We start from the raw sequence: 15,247 nt of genomic DNA, 5'->3' as shown, positions 1-15,247 counted from the left end.
GTGGCACTATGACGTGCCACATCCTCAAGGGTTTTCAGCCTAGCCATCCTTATAAGCGCTTTAATCTTTTATAAACATCATCATCATTACGCTTACCCACTACAATGACTTCTACTAAATCTTGATCAGGAAAATACCTGTAAACGATTCGATATTCGCCACTATCAACTCGATAAAAACCCTGATAGCCCGATAGTTGTTCACTATCGGATGGTAAAGGCTCAACATTCAAAGCCAAAACCTTTTTTGCAATCTGTGCTGCTATTTTAGGTTGTAAACCATTCAGAAAATCAAGAACGGTTGCTAGACCATCAAGTTTCGCCATTGGCTATATGTTGCAATGCCGAGGAAAAAGCCTCTGTACCAACCATTTTTGAATGACTCAGAGCAGTTTCAGCGGCTTGACCGAAAACCATATCCTCTAATTCTTGCAGCCGAGAAATTAATTTTTGGTAGCTCTCTGCTGAGATAATTACATGGCTAGGCCGTGATTGTTTGGTCAGTAGAACTGGCTCAGTAGCAGCTTTGTCAAAAACCTCACCATGTTTGTTACGAGCATCTGTGAGAGTATAGGTCTGCATAAGAGTTTTGACTATTTTAGACATTTTGACTATATTTATTTTATTAGATAAATCTACTTTCAAGGATATTCAGCACTAAGATTTGGTCAAATTTGCTCAGGATCAATTCCTTGTGCTTGTAGTAATTGCGCCAATCTGGCTGCACGTTGTTCGGCTTGGGTGGCGCGTTGTTCGGCTTGGGTGGCGCGTTGTTCTAACTCAAGGGAATTCAGCAGCCTTTCACCTGTTTGAGCATCTTCCATCACAACTCGGCCATCCTGAAGTCCAATTAACAGTCCCACTGTTTCGCAAAAAATACGTCCCTCATCATCTGGAGTCAGCGGTAAGTATTGTCCATCAACCAAACGATATCCTAGAACTTCCTCAATTACTTGTCGGCGTTGTGTACGTCGGTCAATAATTAAATACTCTTGCACTCCAGCCTGAGCATAATGCTTCACCTTGGTTTGTCGGTCTTCTTTGCGATAATGGGGAGAAACGACTTCAATGATTAATGAAGGAAGTACCCCTTCTTCAGACACAACAAACTCAGTGCGAATTTGCTCTTTATTTTGCAATCCAAACACCACAAAAGTATCTGGACAGTGATTTTTCAGATGAGGAATCCCCCATTTAATAATCAAATCACGGAAGACTGCCGTGGTTGGATCATCAGCGTAACGGCGCGTTAGCATATCCTTAGCATCGCCTGCGGCATCGTCATGAAAGGTACTGTTGGGCAAGCGATATCCTTGTTGTGGGTGGAGAAATTCTTCGGATGTTAAGGGAATTTGAACGTAAGTTTCGCTGCCGTCTGGTTCAATAACAGTTTCAGTACGCCAACCGCGTTCAGCTAATTCAGTTGATAAATCCTGTGGTGTGGTGGCTGTCATGGCTAGGACTTACCTTTGGTTAACTTTGGTATCAGCCTAACATACCCGATTTTACACCGTTGCTGAGCGATCGCTTACTCAAAGTTGCCGCTTCGGCTTGTGCTAATAATTTTTTCTTGTCAAGTCCCTTGCTTACCAATCCCAGAGAAGCTATCTTTGGGTGCAAGTTGGTATCATTGTGCAAGAATACCCTAATCAAGTAGCGATCAGTTAGGATCTTGTCACACTTCTTTTATTTGAGAAGTCATATCTCAGATTTTCTGGACTAAAATAGTATATCTGTTCTACTCAAACTCTCAACTAAACACTCCATAAATCCATATACATAGAGGCAGGAATGGCTATCAATACCGATACTTCTGGCAAGCAAAAAGCCCTGAATATAGTACTCAACCAGATTGAGCGCAGCTTCGGTAAAGGAGCAATCATGCGCTTAGGCGACGCTACCCGGATGCGGGTAGAGACGATTTCTACCGGAGCGCTCACTTTAGATTTGGCATTGGGTGGCGGTTTACCCAAAGGGCGAGTGATTGAGATTTATGGGCCGGAAAGTTCTGGTAAGACTACAGTAGCACTACACGCAGTTGCGGAAGTGCAAAAAGAAGGGGGTATTGCTGCCTATGTTGATGCTGAACATGCCCTTGATCCCACTTACGCAGGGGCTTTGGGTGTCGATATTGACAATTTGCTGGTTTCCCAACCTGATACTGGTGAATCGGCTTTAGAAATTGTCGATCAGCTAGTGCGCTCTGCGGCGGTAGATATTGTAGTCATCGACTCAGTGGCAGCACTAGTACCCCGCGCCGAAATAGAAGGTGAGATGGGTGATGCTCACGTCGGTTTGCAAGCACGGTTGATGAGCCAAGCCTTACGTAAAATTACTGGTAACATTGGTAAATCTGGATGCACTGTTATTTTTATCAACCAGTTGCGGCAAAAAATTGGCGTTACTTACGGTAGTCCAGAAACTACAACTGGTGGTAATGCATTGAAGTTTTACGCTTCGGTACGCTTGGACATTCGCCGGATTCAAACTTTGAAAAAAGGTACTGATGAATTTGGTAATCGCGTCAAAGTTAAAGTTGCTAAAAACAAGGTAGCGCCACCTTTTAGAGTAGCGGAATTTGATATTATTTTCGGCAAGGGAGTTTCTACCTTGGGTTGTCTTGTTGACATCGCAGAAGAAACAGGAGTTTTGCTGCGTAAGGGGGCTTGGTACAGCTACAACGGTGACAACATTTCTCAAGGTCGAGATAATGCCATTAAGTATCTAGAAGAAAAGCCAGAGTTTGCTGAACAAATTAAGCAACAGGTGCGTCAAAAATTAGATATGGGAGCGGTTGTTTCTGCTAATTCTGTGGCGAAAGCCAGTGAAGAAGACGAAGATATCGAATTAGAAGAAGAAGATTAAGTTCATGTGCTGAGAAAGGGCGCGATCGCCAGCCGAAATTTTGACGTTGCTGGCGATAACAGTTTATTTAACTTCAAATGAGGCAATCATTTTTTCTGCTGTCTGCGAAAATTGACTGTAATCATCTACTGCTGCCGTATATGTAATCACATATGCCTGATTACCTTTTAAAGTCCAAACTTGCAAACTTTTGATATTCGTGTTTCCATCTTTGCTAGTAAAAATTAATTGCTTAGCTCTTTTATTAAATAAAGTTGTATCACTTGTATCGACAATAGTAGCGCTTGGTGTCGTGTCCTTAATTTCTTTGATGAAAGCATCTTTGGACTCATCTAATGTACCGGAAAATTCTTCAGCGCTAATTGTTACAGTGTCTTGATATTTATCTGTTTCACCTTGTTTAGGTGACAAGAATGTTACTAATTCTTTAGTAATAGGGTCGAATCTCTCTTCAAATTTCCAAGCTTCGGGATATTTTATTTTTATCCCGGAAGCAGAGTCTTCATATGTCAAAAAATTTGATATTTGAGTTGTTGATTGGAATGCAAATAACCCACCTATTCCAACAGCTAAAGCTATTCCTAATCCAATGAAAAGTTTCTTTCGTGGTAGTGTAAGTGATAAAGATTGTTGGGTTTTAGCAGCTGGTGATTTATCTAGCGTTTCTAATGCTTGCAATGCCGCAGTTGCTGTTGAATAACGCTGACGAAAGTCATAGCACACCATTTTATCTAAAATTTCTGCTAGCTGTGGGCTGACTTCTACTTGGTTGCGCCAATCAATTTCTCCTGTATCAGCATTTCTTGGTAGTCCTTGAGTGCCATAAGCCATAGGATTAATTGCAGCTAAGGCTTGAATGCCAATAATTCCCACTGCATAGATATCGCTACTCAATTGCGGGGTTTGACTGGCTTGTTCACTCGGCATATAACCATGAGTACCAATAGCAACAGTAAAACTGGTTTGCCCTTGAGAATTAGCTATTTGGGTACTAATTTGTTTGACTGCGCCAAAATCAATTAGTACTATTTTGCCATCTGGCTGCCTGCGCCGAATATTAGCAGGTTTGAGATCCCGGTGAATGACGTTGTTTTGATGAACAAATACCAAAACTTCCAAAATATCTTTTAAAAGTTTAATGACTTCAGGCTCAGTCAACGGGTTGCCTAAAGGAGGTATTTCTTGACTGATATCATGACCTGGAATAAATTCTTGAACTATGTAAAATTCTTGATCCTCTTCAAAATGAGCTAGTAGTTGAGGAATTTGATCGTGTCTTCCCAAGATTTCCAGAGTGGCCGCTTCCAGATCAAACAAACGTTTGGCTTGCTGTAAAGTGTATGCATCAGTAGAGAGTGGTCTAAAATGCTTGACAACGCACTGCGGACTTCCCGGTCTTTGGATGTCTTGAGCTAAGAAAGTTGCACCAAATCCCCCCCCTCCTAGCTGATTGAGAATTTGGTAGCGTCCACCCACCGTTTGACTCGGCATTAAATTTACCCTTTCACCTAGAGTTGCTCACTTACTGATTCGTTAATCTTGATTTTTACACATAATCTATGGTGGTTCTCTATTGTATTTAGGAATGGGGAATTGGGAATTGGGAATTGTCCTTCGTCCTTGTCCTTTGTCATTGATTATTCTCCGCGTCACCCGAAGGGTGACGCTCGCAAGCTCGCTAACGCAGTCGCCTGCGGAGGGAAACCCTCCTTTACTCGCTGTCTCACCGCGTCCCCGCGTCTTCCTTTATCCACGCAAAACTTGTACTATCTTTGATGGCAACTCTGTATGAGAACTGATAGTCAGTATCTGAGCAATTTTATCAGCAGGTATGGGACGACTGAAGTAGAAACCTTGTCCTTCGTGACACCCTCGCTGTTGCAGATAGTCAAGCTGTGCTTGAGTTTCTATGCCTTCTGCTGTGATATTTAATCGCAGGCTCTTAGCTAAGGCAATAATGGCATCGGTAACGGCTGCACTATCGGGATTGGATGTGACATCTTGAACAAATGAGCGGTCAATCTTGAGCATGTTAACAGGAAAGCGCTTGAGGTAGTTCAGCGATGAATAACCAGTACCAAAGTCATCTAAAGCCAGCGATATGCCCAGTTCTCGTAATTGTTCTAAAGTTTTAATGGAGCGCTGAATATCGCTCACCAAAGAGCTTTCAGTTACTTCTAGTTCTAAGTAGTGTGCTGCCATTCCTGTCTCTTCAAGGATTTGGCTGACGATTTCTACCAAATTTGGTTGTTCAAACTGTCTAGCTGATAGGTTCACTGAGATGCGAATTGGAGAGAACCCAGCCAGCTGGCAGGCACGGTTCTGGGCGCAAGCAGTTCTCAAGACCCATTCACCAATTGGTACAATTAAGCCGTTGGCTTCTGCGATCGCAATAAACTTGGCTGGAGAAACCAAACCTTGAATGGGATGTTGCCAGCGAATTAATGCTTCTAGTGCTGTAACTTGTCTAGTGTGCAAATCAATTAAAGGTTGGTAATAAACCAGCATTTCGTTACGCTCTAGCGCTCCATGTAATTCGTTTTCTAAGGACAATCGCTCTTGCAATTGAGTATTAATTTCTGGGGAATAGAAATGATATTTACTACGTCCCCGCTGCTTTGCTTGATACAGGGCAATGTGAGCTTGTTGTAATAATTGATCTATACTATTTTGCTCGCCTAACTCATTAATTGTGATGCCAATACTGACTGTAATATGAATTAGATTGCCATCTACAGAAAAGGGTTTTGCTAGCGTACTTAACAATAGTTGAGATAGCTTAATGACATTCTCAAAAGAAGGAATAGTTGTACGAGCGATCGCAAATTCGCCTCCATTTAAATAAGTTAAAACATCTGTTTGACCAATGCAGGTTATCAAACGTTGAGTAACTGCTCTTAACAACAAATTTGATGTTTCATGTTCCAATGCATGACTCATAGCAGCAAAATCATCGATCCCTAGTAAAAGGACAGCTATAAGTTGCTGGTTATTCTGAAGTTGAAATAGGGTTTGAAGCAAGCGTTCTCTAAATAAATCTCGATTAGGTAATCCAGTCAAGTTATCATAACTGGTGATGTAATGAATTAACTCATCTAACTTATGCAGAGTTTGTGAGGTATCAGCCATTAATGTGCCTGCTTCATCAACAAATTCTGTGGGCAGTTCTGGTAATGTTTTGGTGTTTAAATAGTTTCGTAATGCAGTGGATGTCAAAATTACTGGGTTCAGGAGATGACGCAGTGCGTAGAGGGTAGCTGCTGTACCTCCTAACGTAGCAAAAAGAGCAATGAGCAAAACTCGTATTGCCATCTCCCATGAATATGAGTTTGAGATCACAAAACTAAAAAGTAAAGTCAGCAGTGGTACATGAGTGCCTAAAAATGCCACTAACATGATTTTGGCAGTATAACTTTTGCTGAGCAATCGAAAATTAGCCAAGAACGAGTACAGGGCGAGGCTATAATTGAGTTTCATAATTTGTGAATGAGGATTAAAAGGTAGCAAGTCGCTAATTAGATATTCTGAACAAAGGTATTTTTAATTCCCCATTTAAAGGGATGGCTGCTAACGTAAATATCCTCGGTTCAGGTTATATAATTATGCTTCCCACTCTTGCTAGCTATTGAATAGAAGTTTATATGTAGTTTTGATAAAGCTTATTTTGATAATAAAAATAATTATCATAAACCTCAAAAAATATGTATAAAATTAGTGTAAAAATAATTTAAATAAATTGATAAAATTCAGGGCGATCACTCCACCCAACCGACAATAAGACTAGATCAACCAGATTTTTACAGTTAAATATTAGCCATTTAATCACTGATTTTTTAGGTATAGACAGTCATTAAATGAAAGAACATAATCTTAGTTAGTAATGAGCAGGGGTATTCACATTATGAAACGTGCCATAGTAGTAAGTTTGTTTGTGATTGGCACATTAAGTGCAACACTAGCACCAATGGTCTCTGCAAGCCTTACGGAGCAACGCTACTACATACAAGCGAAGCATAGCGGCAAGTGTGTACACCAGCATGGAGGAATTAGAAACATCGGAGGACTTGTCACACAATGGGAGTGCATCAATCAACCAAATGTTCAATTAACGCGGGGATGGGCAGACAATGGTTATTTTGTTCTCCGTTTTAAACATAGCGACCTCTGCCTGACTGTGAAAAATGGACTGTCAGCAAACGGTACTGATATCATCCAATCGACTTGTACAGGATCATCTTCTCAAAAGTGGCGTGAAGTTCGTGTTGATGGATCGTATGTAAAGATTCAGTCTGCGATCGGCTCATGCTTGCACCAATACGGAGGCATTCTCGACAATGGCGGTAGAATCACCCTATGGGAGTGCGTCGATCAACCGAATGTCATGTGGAAAATTATTCGAGCCAGATGACTCTAATGCAGCGATCGCTGGATATAAAATCGAGAATTAAGTGGCACTGAACTTTCTGGGTATTCTGACACAAATTCATGATAAGTCTTTAACTGGACACAATATCAATCCTCTAATCGCCGCATTTGGATTTGATGCAGGCGAGGCCCCACAACTGACACCACAGTAAATTCGAGATTTTGATAGGAAAAAGTTTCACCCTTGGCAGGAATTTTTTGCAACTGATACAGCAAAAAGCCCCCCAGAGTCTGGTACTCTCTTGTTAAAGGTAAATTGAGATGCAAAATTTCGTTAAGGTCTTCAAGGTTGATTTGTGCTTGCACCAGGAATGTTTGTTTATCTTGCATCTGCTGGATTAGCAAATCATCAGTGCTTTCACCTTCGCTAGCATCGCCAATAATTTCGGCAATGACATCTTTGATTGTCACCAACCCCACTGTACCGCCAAATTCATTAACTACTATGACCATAGCTGGTTTCTCTTGCTGCATCATGGGCAAAAGTTCGCTTAAGGGCGTGTGTTCTGGGACAAATCGAGCTGGACGCATCCAAGAGTAAATCTGTGTTTCTAAAGTCAGTTTTCCTACAGCCAAGGGTTGTGCCAAATCTTTAAAGTAAACAATGCCACGAATGTCATCTAAAGATTCACCAATCACGGGATAGCGAGAGTAACCAGTAGCAGCCATTTCCTTGAGCAATGTCTGGAAAGTAGCGTCTTTTGGCAAGGCGGCAATGCTAGTGCGGGGAATCATCACAGATTGTGCCATCACATCCCCAAACTCAAAGATATTATTGAGCAGTTCCCGCTCTGCTAGTTGTAAACCAGTAGATTCTCGTTCTGTCGAAATAATGATTTGTAATTCTTCAGGAGTAACAGGCGATCGCCAGCTTTGACCTGTATATTGAATACCAAATATTCGCAATAGGCAACGGGTTGATTGGTTGAGAACCCAGATAAAAGGGCTAAAAAACCGCACGATCGCCTTTACAGAAGGCCCTAAAAACCGCGCTAGCTGTTCTGAATACAGCATTGCTAGTGATTTAGGGCATAATTCACCTAAAACTATTTGTAGATAAGCAATGAGGAAAAAGGCGATCGGAATTGACAGAGAATGAGCGAGCAAAGTAGTCATCTGGCTGGGTAAAGGCCAGGATTTAAGCCATACATTTATCAGGACGACAATCGTACTTTCGCCAATCCATCCTAGTGCCAAACTAGAGAGAGTAATGCCTAATTGGGTTGTGGATAGCAACCGATCAATACTGCGTTGCAACATCTCAACCGCGATCGCTGGGATATCACCAGCCTCAACTAGTTGGTGAATGCGCGATCGCCGCACACTCACCATCGAAAACTCCGCCGTTACAAAAAAGGCATTTATAGTAATCAGTAGTAGCACTGACAACAATCGCAGCCCTAAATCTGTCCAAATTAAGCCAGGAAAACCATTCACCGCCAAAGCTCATGTAAAACTCACGCCCTCCCACAGGTATTGGGGATTGGGTATCGGGGATTGGGTATTGGGGTATCAAGAAAATTATTTCCCAGTCCCCAGTCCCCAGTCTCCAGTCCCCAGTTCCCCTACCTTTCTACAGGAATGTCAGATACCTCTAGCTTCAATTTTTGGGCAGGATAATCGGTCAGAGCGAGTGATATCTTCTGAACTTCATCAAGCAAAGCTGTAGGAATACTGATTGTACCTGTAAATGTTGGGCCGTTTGCAGGTAACTCTGCTGGCAAACCTTCTGTACTCGCACTCAAAGTTCTTCCTTTATCATCAGTAACATCTAAAAAGCTATATAAGAAGCGCACAGAATCCTTGCCTTTGTTTTGCATTTTGACTTTCAGTAACAAATCACCCCCAGAATAGCTAGCAGATTGCACAGACAGAGTTACACCATCACTCTCAGCAGCAACCGGAAAACCTGGTAGGGGTTTCTCCTCGGCTACTTCTGGAGGTTTTTCCTCTGGCTTCTGCTGAGTGTCATTGGTTTCTTCATCATCCTCCTCTAGCTTTTCTGACTTAGCAGCTTTTGTCTTACCCTCAATTCTTGCCTTGACTATTTTGAGGATATCTTCTTCTTTTAAGAGCGCTACTCCTGCTTGTTGAGAGTTTGTTGGCTTATTACTAGCAAATTTAGTTGTTGGGCGACCATCTGGTGTGGTTATGCCTTTGAGAGCCGAACTCCCTAGATTAAAACCTAAAAACGCACTCACAGAACCAGCTCCCAACATTAGGGTTAATAAAATCAATGTAAGAAGTACAGTAGAATTTAGTTTCATTGCTGACAAGCTATTGCAGAAAAATACTGGTGTATTTAAGAGGATTGAACCTGTTAACCCCAATCCTTAAGAGAACCTAATTCATATTAGTCTGCACCATTTTACTGTCAAGTTATGTATCATAAAAGGCTAGTAAACAGTTTTGAGCTTTAACAGGTTGTAAGCTTATGATATAATGAGGAATTAGGTTGTGCCAGTCAAAAATCTAAAAGTTAGCCACTATTGTTAAGTTAAAGGTCTGGTATAATTTCATAATACCAACTCAAAATCTCATAAAACGAGCGCCTTTGGCCGATTGGGGAGGCAGCGAACTCATAATTCGCCTTCAGGCTGGTTCGATTCCAGCAGGGCGCACTAAATTAGCAAAAATGTAAGTAATTTGTGAACTTGGCAGTTGCATTTCAAATTCTAGTTTTTTTAATCAGCAGAAAAAAAGCAGGTTTCTAGCCCGCTTTAATTACTTTTATATTTGATTATGTGCATTGACTTAACGTAGTTGCAATCTATAAGAGTTGATATCCCTTGAATGACGAGTTAGTAATTATTTGGTTGCGATTCACTCTGCAATTTAGATTGAATACTATCAATTATTGTCATCCAATCTGCATTAGGATTCCATTCTCTACGAATTCTAGTTTTAGTTAATGCGTCGTATAGCCAACAAAAAACAACATTTCCTTCTCCAGGAGTTGCTGAAATAATTAGAGGTTTAGATAAATCTTGAACTTGCGATAATGCTAATAGAAAAGTTTTAGCAAAGTTTGTTTCTAAACCAGTTCTAATCACATAAACTTCGTCCGCAGAAACAACGATATCTAATTTAATATTGTCTTTACCTTTGAATTCTTTAGTTGTTAATCGCAGTTCAGATAAATATCCAGTCAATCCTTTTTCTTGTATCGGGATAGTTTTTTGTCCATTAACATCGTAGCGATACCACACATAAGGATTACCGTTTAACTCACCTTGATTTACATAGATGTAAATTGGTTCTGGTGGATTACAAAGACCTAGTTTGATTTCAGTAATCATAAAAAACTCAAAGTTCCCTGTTTCCTATTCCCTGATTTGTAATTTGATGCTTGAGGACAGCTTGTGAGCTATACTGACGAAGCTGCCTCACCCCAGTTTTAGATCTTCAGAACTTTTAACGAGGCGGTACAGTATCAAAACGGAATTCAGTTCCGACTTTCAGTTTGTTAGTATTCAATCCAGGAGACATCATCAGTGATGTATCGTAAGGATTGGGTAAATCAGGGGTGCGAATATACGGATCATTGCCAACTTGTTGGGTAAGAACATCGTGGTAAACTGTGTTAACCAATTCAGCATCGCGGGCGATTTCATTCTCTGGAAAAGAATTGCGGAAAATTGTGCCAGACCCTAAAAAAGAGTCTAGCTGACGCTTGAAACTACCGTTCTCGTAGAAATTGCGATCGTATCGAAAGTAAGCTCTTTCAAATACATCATTCGTAGTTTCATAATTGGGTGTTGCCGTCTGGGCAGATGCAACTGAGGGAAAAGTAGCACAAGTAACAAATAATACTAATACACTACTAAAGATTTTAAATTTTATACCCATCTTTATTACTCCTCAACTTTTGGGCAAATCTTAACTTATGCTTAATTTCAGAACTCTGATCAGTTCAACCTTTGGTGTAGCACAACCTTTATTGTTTTGTAATGACGTATCCTACTGAAACTCTTAACCACTCGGATATTTGGGCGGCTACTGCTGATTTGACTACCTTGCGCCAGAAGTTACTAGATTTATTTTGTCAACTCGCTTATCAGGAGGGTGATTTTGTCCTCTCTTCAGGGCTACGTAGTTCTTATTACGTCAACAAGACTCAGGTGACACTTCATCCCCAAGGTGCGTTGGCGATCGCTCGTTTATTGTTTCCAATGCTACCAATAGATACGCAAGCCGTAGGTGGTTTAACACTGGGGGCTGACCCCATCGTGGCTGCGGTGAGTGTAGTTTCTGTCTACGAAAATCGCCCGATACCAGCCCTAATTATTCGTAAAGAAGCCAAGGGCTATGGAACAAGGGCTTATATTGAAGGCCCCAGTTTACCAGAAGGTGCAAAAGTCGTAGTGTTAGAAGATGTTGTTACTACTGGACAATCTGCACTGAAAGCTGTGGAACGATTGAAGGCAGCAAACTATACTGTAGAGCAAGTAATTGCACTGGTAGACCGTCAGCAAGGTGGGGCAGAATTATATGAGTCTGCTGGGTTGAAATTTGCAGCGTTATTTACGATTGAAGAGATTCAGAAAAGGTATCGAGAATTGGGGAGATAAAGAATAATATAAAGGATGCGATCGCACAGTGTTCGCATCCTTTATATTACTTTTTTACTTGAATGTTGGTCATGTTGGATCAATCAAGAACATCGGCTTGACCAACCCTTACCTTTTTTGCTTCTCTTTGTGTCATCCATTACAGCGTTGAGAGCAGAAAGCCCACAAGACTAAGACGGGCTATTTAGTTAATTAACTTTGCGCTACAGGTTCTTTCGCCAGGAATTTCTCTAGTTCCGTCAACGCATCAGCATCAACTTTAGTCTGCATTGGACAGAATTTCGGCCCGCACATCGAACAAAACTCAGCCGTTTTATAGATGTCTGCGGGTAGAGTTTCGTCATGATATTCCTTAGCTCTTTCTGGGTCAAGAGATAATTCAAACTGACGATTCCAATCGAAATTGTAACGGGCACGGGAGAGTTCATCATCTCTGTCTCTTGCGCCTGGGCGATGTCTGGCGATATCGGCGGCATGGGCTGCTATCTTGTAAGCAATCAAGCCGTTACGCACATCTTCGGCATTCGGCAATCCTAAATGTTCTTTTGGTGTAACGTAACACAGCATTGCTGTACCGTACCATCCTGCCATTGCTGCCCCGATCGCTGAGGTGATATGGTCATAACCAGGAGCTATATCTGTCACTAGTGGCCCAAGTACATAGAAAGGTGCTTCGGAACACTCTTCCATCTGCTTGCGGACATTAAACTCGATTTGATCCATTGGCACATGTCCTGGCCCTTCTACCATCACTTGTACGTCATGTTCCCAAGCTTTGCGAGTTAGCTGTCCGAGGGTTTTGAGTTCCGCTAGTTGTGCAGCATCTGAGGCATCATGGGTGCAGCCAGGACGCAGGGAATCCCCTAAGCTAAAGGAGACATCGTACTTTTTGAAAATCTCAATGATGTCTCTAAAGTGGGTATAAAGTGGGTTTTGTTTGTGATGATGCAGCATCCAGCGTGCTAAAATCCCACCACCACGCGAGACGATACCAGTGAGACGGCTTCTGACTAAAGGCAAATGCTCGAGCAAAATGCCGGCGTGGATGGTTTGATAGTCTACGCCTTGCTGGGCGTGTTTTTCGATGACGTGGAGAAAGTCATCGGCGGTAAGTTTTTCAATTGTACCGTGGACACTTTCTAAAGCTTGGTAAACTGGCACCGTACCAATAGGAACGGGCGAAGCTTTGATAATGGCTGTGCGAATTTCATCTAAGTTACCGCCACCTGTGGACAAGTCCATCACGGTATCAGCACCATACTTCACTGCTAGGTGAAGTTTGTCTACTTCTTCTTGAAGATTTGAAGAGTTGGGAGAAGCGCCGATATTAGCATTAACTTTACATTTAGAGGCGATACCAATACACATCGGCTCTAAGTTAGTGTGATTAATATTAGCAGGGATAATCATTCGCCCCCGCGCTACTTCCTCACGAATCAGATCCGCAGGAAGATTTTCTCGTTGGGCGACGTAGTGCATTTCTTCGGTGATCACACCTGCTCGTGCATAATGCATTTGAGAGACATTGCTTTCGCCACGCCGCTTAGCAACCCATTCTGTCCGCATATTGAATTCCTCGATAAACAGCTTCCCTCCGCTGGTATTAACCAGACTCAGGTGTTAAGGGTGTGATCTCAGCCTGGCTACTCAGGCACCCCTAGCATGGTTGTAGATTGTACCACTTTGGTTGTGGTGCGGTGCAATGAGTTAACAATTCCTGAGGATGTAGGAAAGAGCGATCGCTATAATGATTTTGTAATGAAATATCAAGAGGTGACGCTGAAGGATGAACACAATTGAACCAAATAACGACGCGCAGACTTTACAAAGTTTTATGGATGAAGAAACTTTAACTCAAAGTCCAGAGAATTGGGAGGATGAGGAAAATGAAATCATTCCATTTAAATACTCAATCACTAGCTATGGAGCAGATTACCCTGTTGACAGTCTTGTAAACCGTTTAAAAAACGGCAGTATATACATACCTTCACTTCAACGTCGTTATGTATGGAAATTGGAGCAAGCTTCACGTTTTATAGAATCACTTTTACTTGGACTACCAGTTCCAGGTATTTTTCTATCAAAAGAAAAAGAAACACAAAAACTGTTAGTGATTGATGGACAACAACGATTGCGGACACTTCAATATTTCTATACTGGGATCTTTCAAGTTAATAATAAAGATAAAGAGTTTGCTCTTAAAGGTGTACAACCTCAATTTGAGGAACGGACATACAAGTCTCTTTCAGATGAAGACCGCCGCAGGTTAGATGATTCAATCATACACGCAACAATCGTCAATCAAGATGAACCATCTGAAGATGACAGTAGTATTTATCATATTTTTCAAAGACTGAATACAGGTGGTACAAGATTAGAGCCTCAAGAGATTCGTTCTTCCATTTATCATGGAGAGTTTAACGATTTATTAAAGGAACTCAATAACAATTCTGCGTGGCGGTCTATATATGGTAAAAATGACAAAAACTTGAGAGATGAAGAACTCATTCTTCGATTCATTGCACTTTATTTTCAAGATAATGAATACAAAAAACCTATGAAGGAATTTCTTAACAATTTTATGGGCAAAAATAGGCATTTAACATACTATTCTAGTAAACAAATTAGAGATGTATTTGAAATCACGATTAACAAAATTTATCAATGTATTAGTGATAAGGCTTTTAAGCCTAAAAAAGTTTTAAACGCATCTGTTTTCGATGCAGTTATGGTAGGTGTTGCTCGCCGACTAGAAAAGGGTAATATCGACAACTGTGAAGAATTGAAATCAAAATATACCAGCCTTTTTGAAAATCAAAATTTTCTCGCAGTAACAGTAAATACAGCTCGTACATCTGAAGAAGAAAATGTTAGCAGTAGAATAAAAATTGCTACTGATATGTTTGCTGAAATAGAATGAAAAATCTTGAGGTGATGCGAGCCAAACAAAAACTTGATAACTTATTTGAAAAAGTTAATCAATTACCAGATGATATTGAACTTAAAGCTCATTGGGCAAGATATTTATGTATATTAGTTTCAGGCTTTATAGAAAATTCAGTACGTGCAATATATAGTCAATACGCAAAAAATAAGGCTATTCCAAATATAGCTAACTTTGTGGAACGTAAATTAGATGATTTACAAAACCCCAAAATGGAAAAAATACTTCAGTTAACAGCAGCATTTAGTCTAGAATGGGAATCAAATCTGAGAAACGCCACTGAAGGCGAATTAAAAGATGCAATTAATAGTATTGTAGCTAACAGAAATAATATTGCTCATGGTCAAGACGTTGGCATCACGTATGCAACAATAAAAGACTATTATGAAAAAGCATTTAAAGTGATTAAAATGATTGAAAATCAATGTAATCCTTAATATGAT

At 40.9% G+C, this 15,247-nt stretch carries 17 protein-coding genes, 1 tRNA gene and 1 riboswitch; of the genes, 7 read left to right on the top strand and 11 right to left on the bottom strand.

The window, feature by feature from the left end:
* Positions 1–49: 49 nt before the first annotated feature.
* The 4 genes from AC5JMF_RS14355 to AC5JMF_RS14340 all read right to left on the bottom strand — a co-directional run bounded on the left by AC5JMF_RS14355 (position 50) and on the right by AC5JMF_RS14340 (position 1,637).
* Positions 50–325 (bottom strand): type II toxin-antitoxin system RelE family toxin, encoded by a 276-nt coding sequence (locus AC5JMF_RS14355; RefSeq protein ID WP_495796401.1) that lies wholly within the window; start codon positions 323–325, stop codon positions 50–52.
* Positions 312–581 carry a type II toxin-antitoxin system Phd/YefM family antitoxin gene (locus AC5JMF_RS14350; protein WP_495796400.1) on the bottom strand — a complete coding sequence of 90 codons (270 nt, stop codon included), beginning with the start codon at positions 579–581 and terminating at the stop codon, positions 312–314. Before AC5JMF_RS14350 ends, AC5JMF_RS14355 begins: the two co-directional genes overlap by 14 nt.
* 86 nt (positions 582–667) lie before the next feature.
* Complete coding sequence (locus AC5JMF_RS14345; RefSeq protein WP_495796399.1) at positions 668–1,453, bottom strand: Uma2 family endonuclease; 786 nt, start codon at positions 1,451–1,453, stop codon at positions 668–670.
* A gap of 31 nt (positions 1,454–1,484) precedes the next feature.
* Positions 1,485–1,637 (bottom strand): hypothetical protein, encoded by a 153-nt coding sequence (locus AC5JMF_RS14340; RefSeq protein ID WP_495796398.1) that lies wholly within the window; start codon positions 1,635–1,637, stop codon positions 1,485–1,487.
* A 153-nt stretch (positions 1,638–1,790) separates the two neighbouring features.
* On the opposite strand from AC5JMF_RS14340, the gene recA reads away from it, so the two are divergent.
* On the top strand, positions 1,791–2,864 hold the full coding sequence (recA, locus tag AC5JMF_RS14335) for a recombinase RecA (protein WP_495796397.1): 1,074 nt from the start codon (positions 1,791–1,793) through the stop codon (positions 2,862–2,864).
* A gap of 63 nt (positions 2,865–2,927) precedes the next feature.
* Here the strand turns inward: recA and AC5JMF_RS14330 are convergent, their stop codons facing one another.
* Positions 2,928–4,355, bottom strand: a complete 1,428-nt coding sequence (locus AC5JMF_RS14330; protein ID WP_495796396.1) for a protein kinase domain-containing protein — start codon at positions 4,353–4,355, stop codon at positions 2,928–2,930.
* A 255-nt stretch (positions 4,356–4,610) separates the two neighbouring features.
* Complete coding sequence (locus AC5JMF_RS14325; protein ID WP_495796395.1) at positions 4,611–6,341, bottom strand: putative bifunctional diguanylate cyclase/phosphodiesterase; 1,731 nt, start codon at positions 6,339–6,341, stop codon at positions 4,611–4,613.
* 424 nt (positions 6,342–6,765) lie between these two features.
* On the opposite strand from AC5JMF_RS14325, the gene AC5JMF_RS14320 reads away from it, so the two are divergent.
* A complete protein-coding gene (locus AC5JMF_RS14320; RefSeq protein WP_495796394.1) occupies positions 6,766–7,272 on the top strand; it encodes an RICIN domain-containing protein in 507 nt (168 codons plus the stop codon).
* Between the two features lie 104 nt (positions 7,273–7,376).
* Here the strand turns inward: AC5JMF_RS14320 and AC5JMF_RS14315 are convergent, their stop codons facing one another.
* Together AC5JMF_RS14315 and AC5JMF_RS14310 are read right to left on the bottom strand one after the other, a co-directional pair.
* The gene (locus AC5JMF_RS14315; protein ID WP_495796393.1) at positions 7,377–8,726 is read right to left on the bottom strand and encodes a hemolysin family protein; all 1,350 of its coding nucleotides are present in this window, start codon (positions 8,724–8,726) and stop codon (positions 7,377–7,379) included.
* Positions 8,727–8,854: 128 nt separating this feature from the next.
* Positions 8,855–9,556 (bottom strand): hypothetical protein, encoded by a 702-nt coding sequence (locus tag AC5JMF_RS14310; RefSeq protein WP_495796392.1) that lies wholly within the window; start codon positions 9,554–9,556, stop codon positions 8,855–8,857.
* Positions 9,557–9,837: 281 nt separating this feature from the next.
* On the opposite strand from AC5JMF_RS14310, the gene AC5JMF_RS14305 reads away from it, so the two are divergent.
* Positions 9,838–9,910, top strand: a tRNA-Ile gene (locus AC5JMF_RS14305).
* A 180-nt stretch (positions 9,911–10,090) separates the two neighbouring features.
* Here the strand turns inward: AC5JMF_RS14305 and AC5JMF_RS14300 are convergent.
* Together AC5JMF_RS14300 and AC5JMF_RS14295 are read right to left on the bottom strand one after the other, a co-directional pair.
* On the bottom strand, positions 10,091–10,588 hold the full coding sequence (locus tag AC5JMF_RS14300) for a hypothetical protein (RefSeq protein ID WP_495796391.1): 498 nt from the start codon (positions 10,586–10,588) through the stop codon (positions 10,091–10,093).
* 115 nt (positions 10,589–10,703) lie between these two features.
* Complete coding sequence (locus tag AC5JMF_RS14295; RefSeq protein ID WP_495796390.1) at positions 10,704–11,138, bottom strand: hypothetical protein; 435 nt, start codon at positions 11,136–11,138, stop codon at positions 10,704–10,706.
* 101 nt (positions 11,139–11,239) lie between these two features.
* Between AC5JMF_RS14295 and pyrE the strand changes: the two genes are divergently transcribed.
* On the top strand, positions 11,240–11,860 hold the full coding sequence (pyrE, locus tag AC5JMF_RS14290) for an orotate phosphoribosyltransferase (RefSeq protein ID WP_495796389.1): 621 nt from the start codon (positions 11,240–11,242) through the stop codon (positions 11,858–11,860).
* Between the two features lie 192 nt (positions 11,861–12,052).
* Here pyrE and thiC read toward each other — a convergent pair whose 3' ends face one another.
* Positions 12,053–13,426: a phosphomethylpyrimidine synthase ThiC gene (thiC, locus tag AC5JMF_RS14285; RefSeq protein ID WP_495796388.1), complete on the bottom strand. Its 1,374-nt coding sequence runs from the start codon at positions 13,424–13,426 to the stop codon at positions 12,053–12,055.
* Positions 13,427–13,432: 6 nt separating this feature from the next.
* Positions 13,433–13,529: riboswitch (TPP riboswitch) on the bottom strand.
* Between thiC and AC5JMF_RS14280 the strand changes: the two genes are divergently transcribed.
* The 3 genes from AC5JMF_RS14280 to AC5JMF_RS14270 all read left to right on the top strand — a co-directional run bounded on the left by AC5JMF_RS14280 (position 13,523) and on the right by AC5JMF_RS14270 (position 15,241).
* Positions 13,523–13,660 (top strand): hypothetical protein, encoded by a 138-nt coding sequence (locus AC5JMF_RS14280; protein WP_495796387.1) that lies wholly within the window; start codon positions 13,523–13,525, stop codon positions 13,658–13,660. (Overlaps the previous riboswitch by 7 nt.)
* A 34-nt stretch (positions 13,661–13,694) precedes the next feature.
* Positions 13,695–14,780, top strand: a complete 1,086-nt coding sequence (locus AC5JMF_RS14275; protein WP_495796386.1) for a GmrSD restriction endonuclease domain-containing protein — start codon at positions 13,695–13,697, stop codon at positions 14,778–14,780.
* Positions 14,777–15,241 (top strand): HEPN domain-containing protein, encoded by a 465-nt coding sequence (locus AC5JMF_RS14270; RefSeq protein ID WP_495796385.1) that lies wholly within the window; start codon positions 14,777–14,779, stop codon positions 15,239–15,241. Before AC5JMF_RS14275 ends, AC5JMF_RS14270 begins: the two co-directional genes overlap by 4 nt.
* Positions 15,242–15,247: the final 6 nt, after the last annotated feature.

This window comes from Desmonostoc vinosum, from assembly GCF_059505385.1.
This window is presented reverse-complemented; position numbering and strand designations above follow the sequence as displayed.

Excerpts from the sequence above, each read along its gene's own strand:
- AC5JMF_RS14355 (WP_495796401.1), bottom strand. The coding sequence starts at position 325 with ATGGCGAAACTTGATGGTCTAGCAACCGTTCTTGATTTTCTGAATGGT.
- AC5JMF_RS14350 (WP_495796400.1), bottom strand. The coding sequence starts at position 581 with ATGCAGACCTATACTCTCACAGATGCTCGTAACAAACATGGTGAGGTT.
- AC5JMF_RS14345 (WP_495796399.1), bottom strand. The coding sequence starts at position 1,453 with ATGACAGCCACCACACCACAGGATTTATCAACTGAATTAGCTGAACGC.
- recA (WP_495796397.1), top strand. The coding sequence starts at position 1,791 with ATGGCTATCAATACCGATACTTCTGGCAAGCAAAAAGCCCTGAATATA.
- AC5JMF_RS14330 (WP_495796396.1), bottom strand. The coding sequence starts at position 4,355 with ATGCCGAGTCAAACGGTGGGTGGACGCTACCAAATTCTCAATCAGCTA.
- AC5JMF_RS14325 (WP_495796395.1), bottom strand. The coding sequence starts at position 6,341 with ATGAAACTCAATTATAGCCTCGCCCTGTACTCGTTCTTGGCTAATTTT.
- AC5JMF_RS14320 (WP_495796394.1), top strand. The coding sequence starts at position 6,766 with ATGAAACGTGCCATAGTAGTAAGTTTGTTTGTGATTGGCACATTAAGT.
- AC5JMF_RS14310 (WP_495796392.1), bottom strand. The coding sequence starts at position 9,556 with ATGAAACTAAATTCTACTGTACTTCTTACATTGATTTTATTAACCCTA.
- AC5JMF_RS14300 (WP_495796391.1), bottom strand. The coding sequence starts at position 10,588 with ATGATTACTGAAATCAAACTAGGTCTTTGTAATCCACCAGAACCAATT.
- AC5JMF_RS14295 (WP_495796390.1), bottom strand. The coding sequence starts at position 11,138 with ATGGGTATAAAATTTAAAATCTTTAGTAGTGTATTAGTATTATTTGTT.
- pyrE (WP_495796389.1), top strand. The coding sequence starts at position 11,240 with ATGACGTATCCTACTGAAACTCTTAACCACTCGGATATTTGGGCGGCT.
- thiC (WP_495796388.1), bottom strand. The coding sequence starts at position 13,426 with ATGCGGACAGAATGGGTTGCTAAGCGGCGTGGCGAAAGCAATGTCTCT.
- AC5JMF_RS14280 (WP_495796387.1), top strand. The coding sequence starts at position 13,523 with ATGGTTGTAGATTGTACCACTTTGGTTGTGGTGCGGTGCAATGAGTTA.
- AC5JMF_RS14275 (WP_495796386.1), top strand. The coding sequence starts at position 13,695 with ATGGATGAAGAAACTTTAACTCAAAGTCCAGAGAATTGGGAGGATGAG.
- AC5JMF_RS14270 (WP_495796385.1), top strand. The coding sequence starts at position 14,777 with ATGAAAAATCTTGAGGTGATGCGAGCCAAACAAAAACTTGATAACTTA.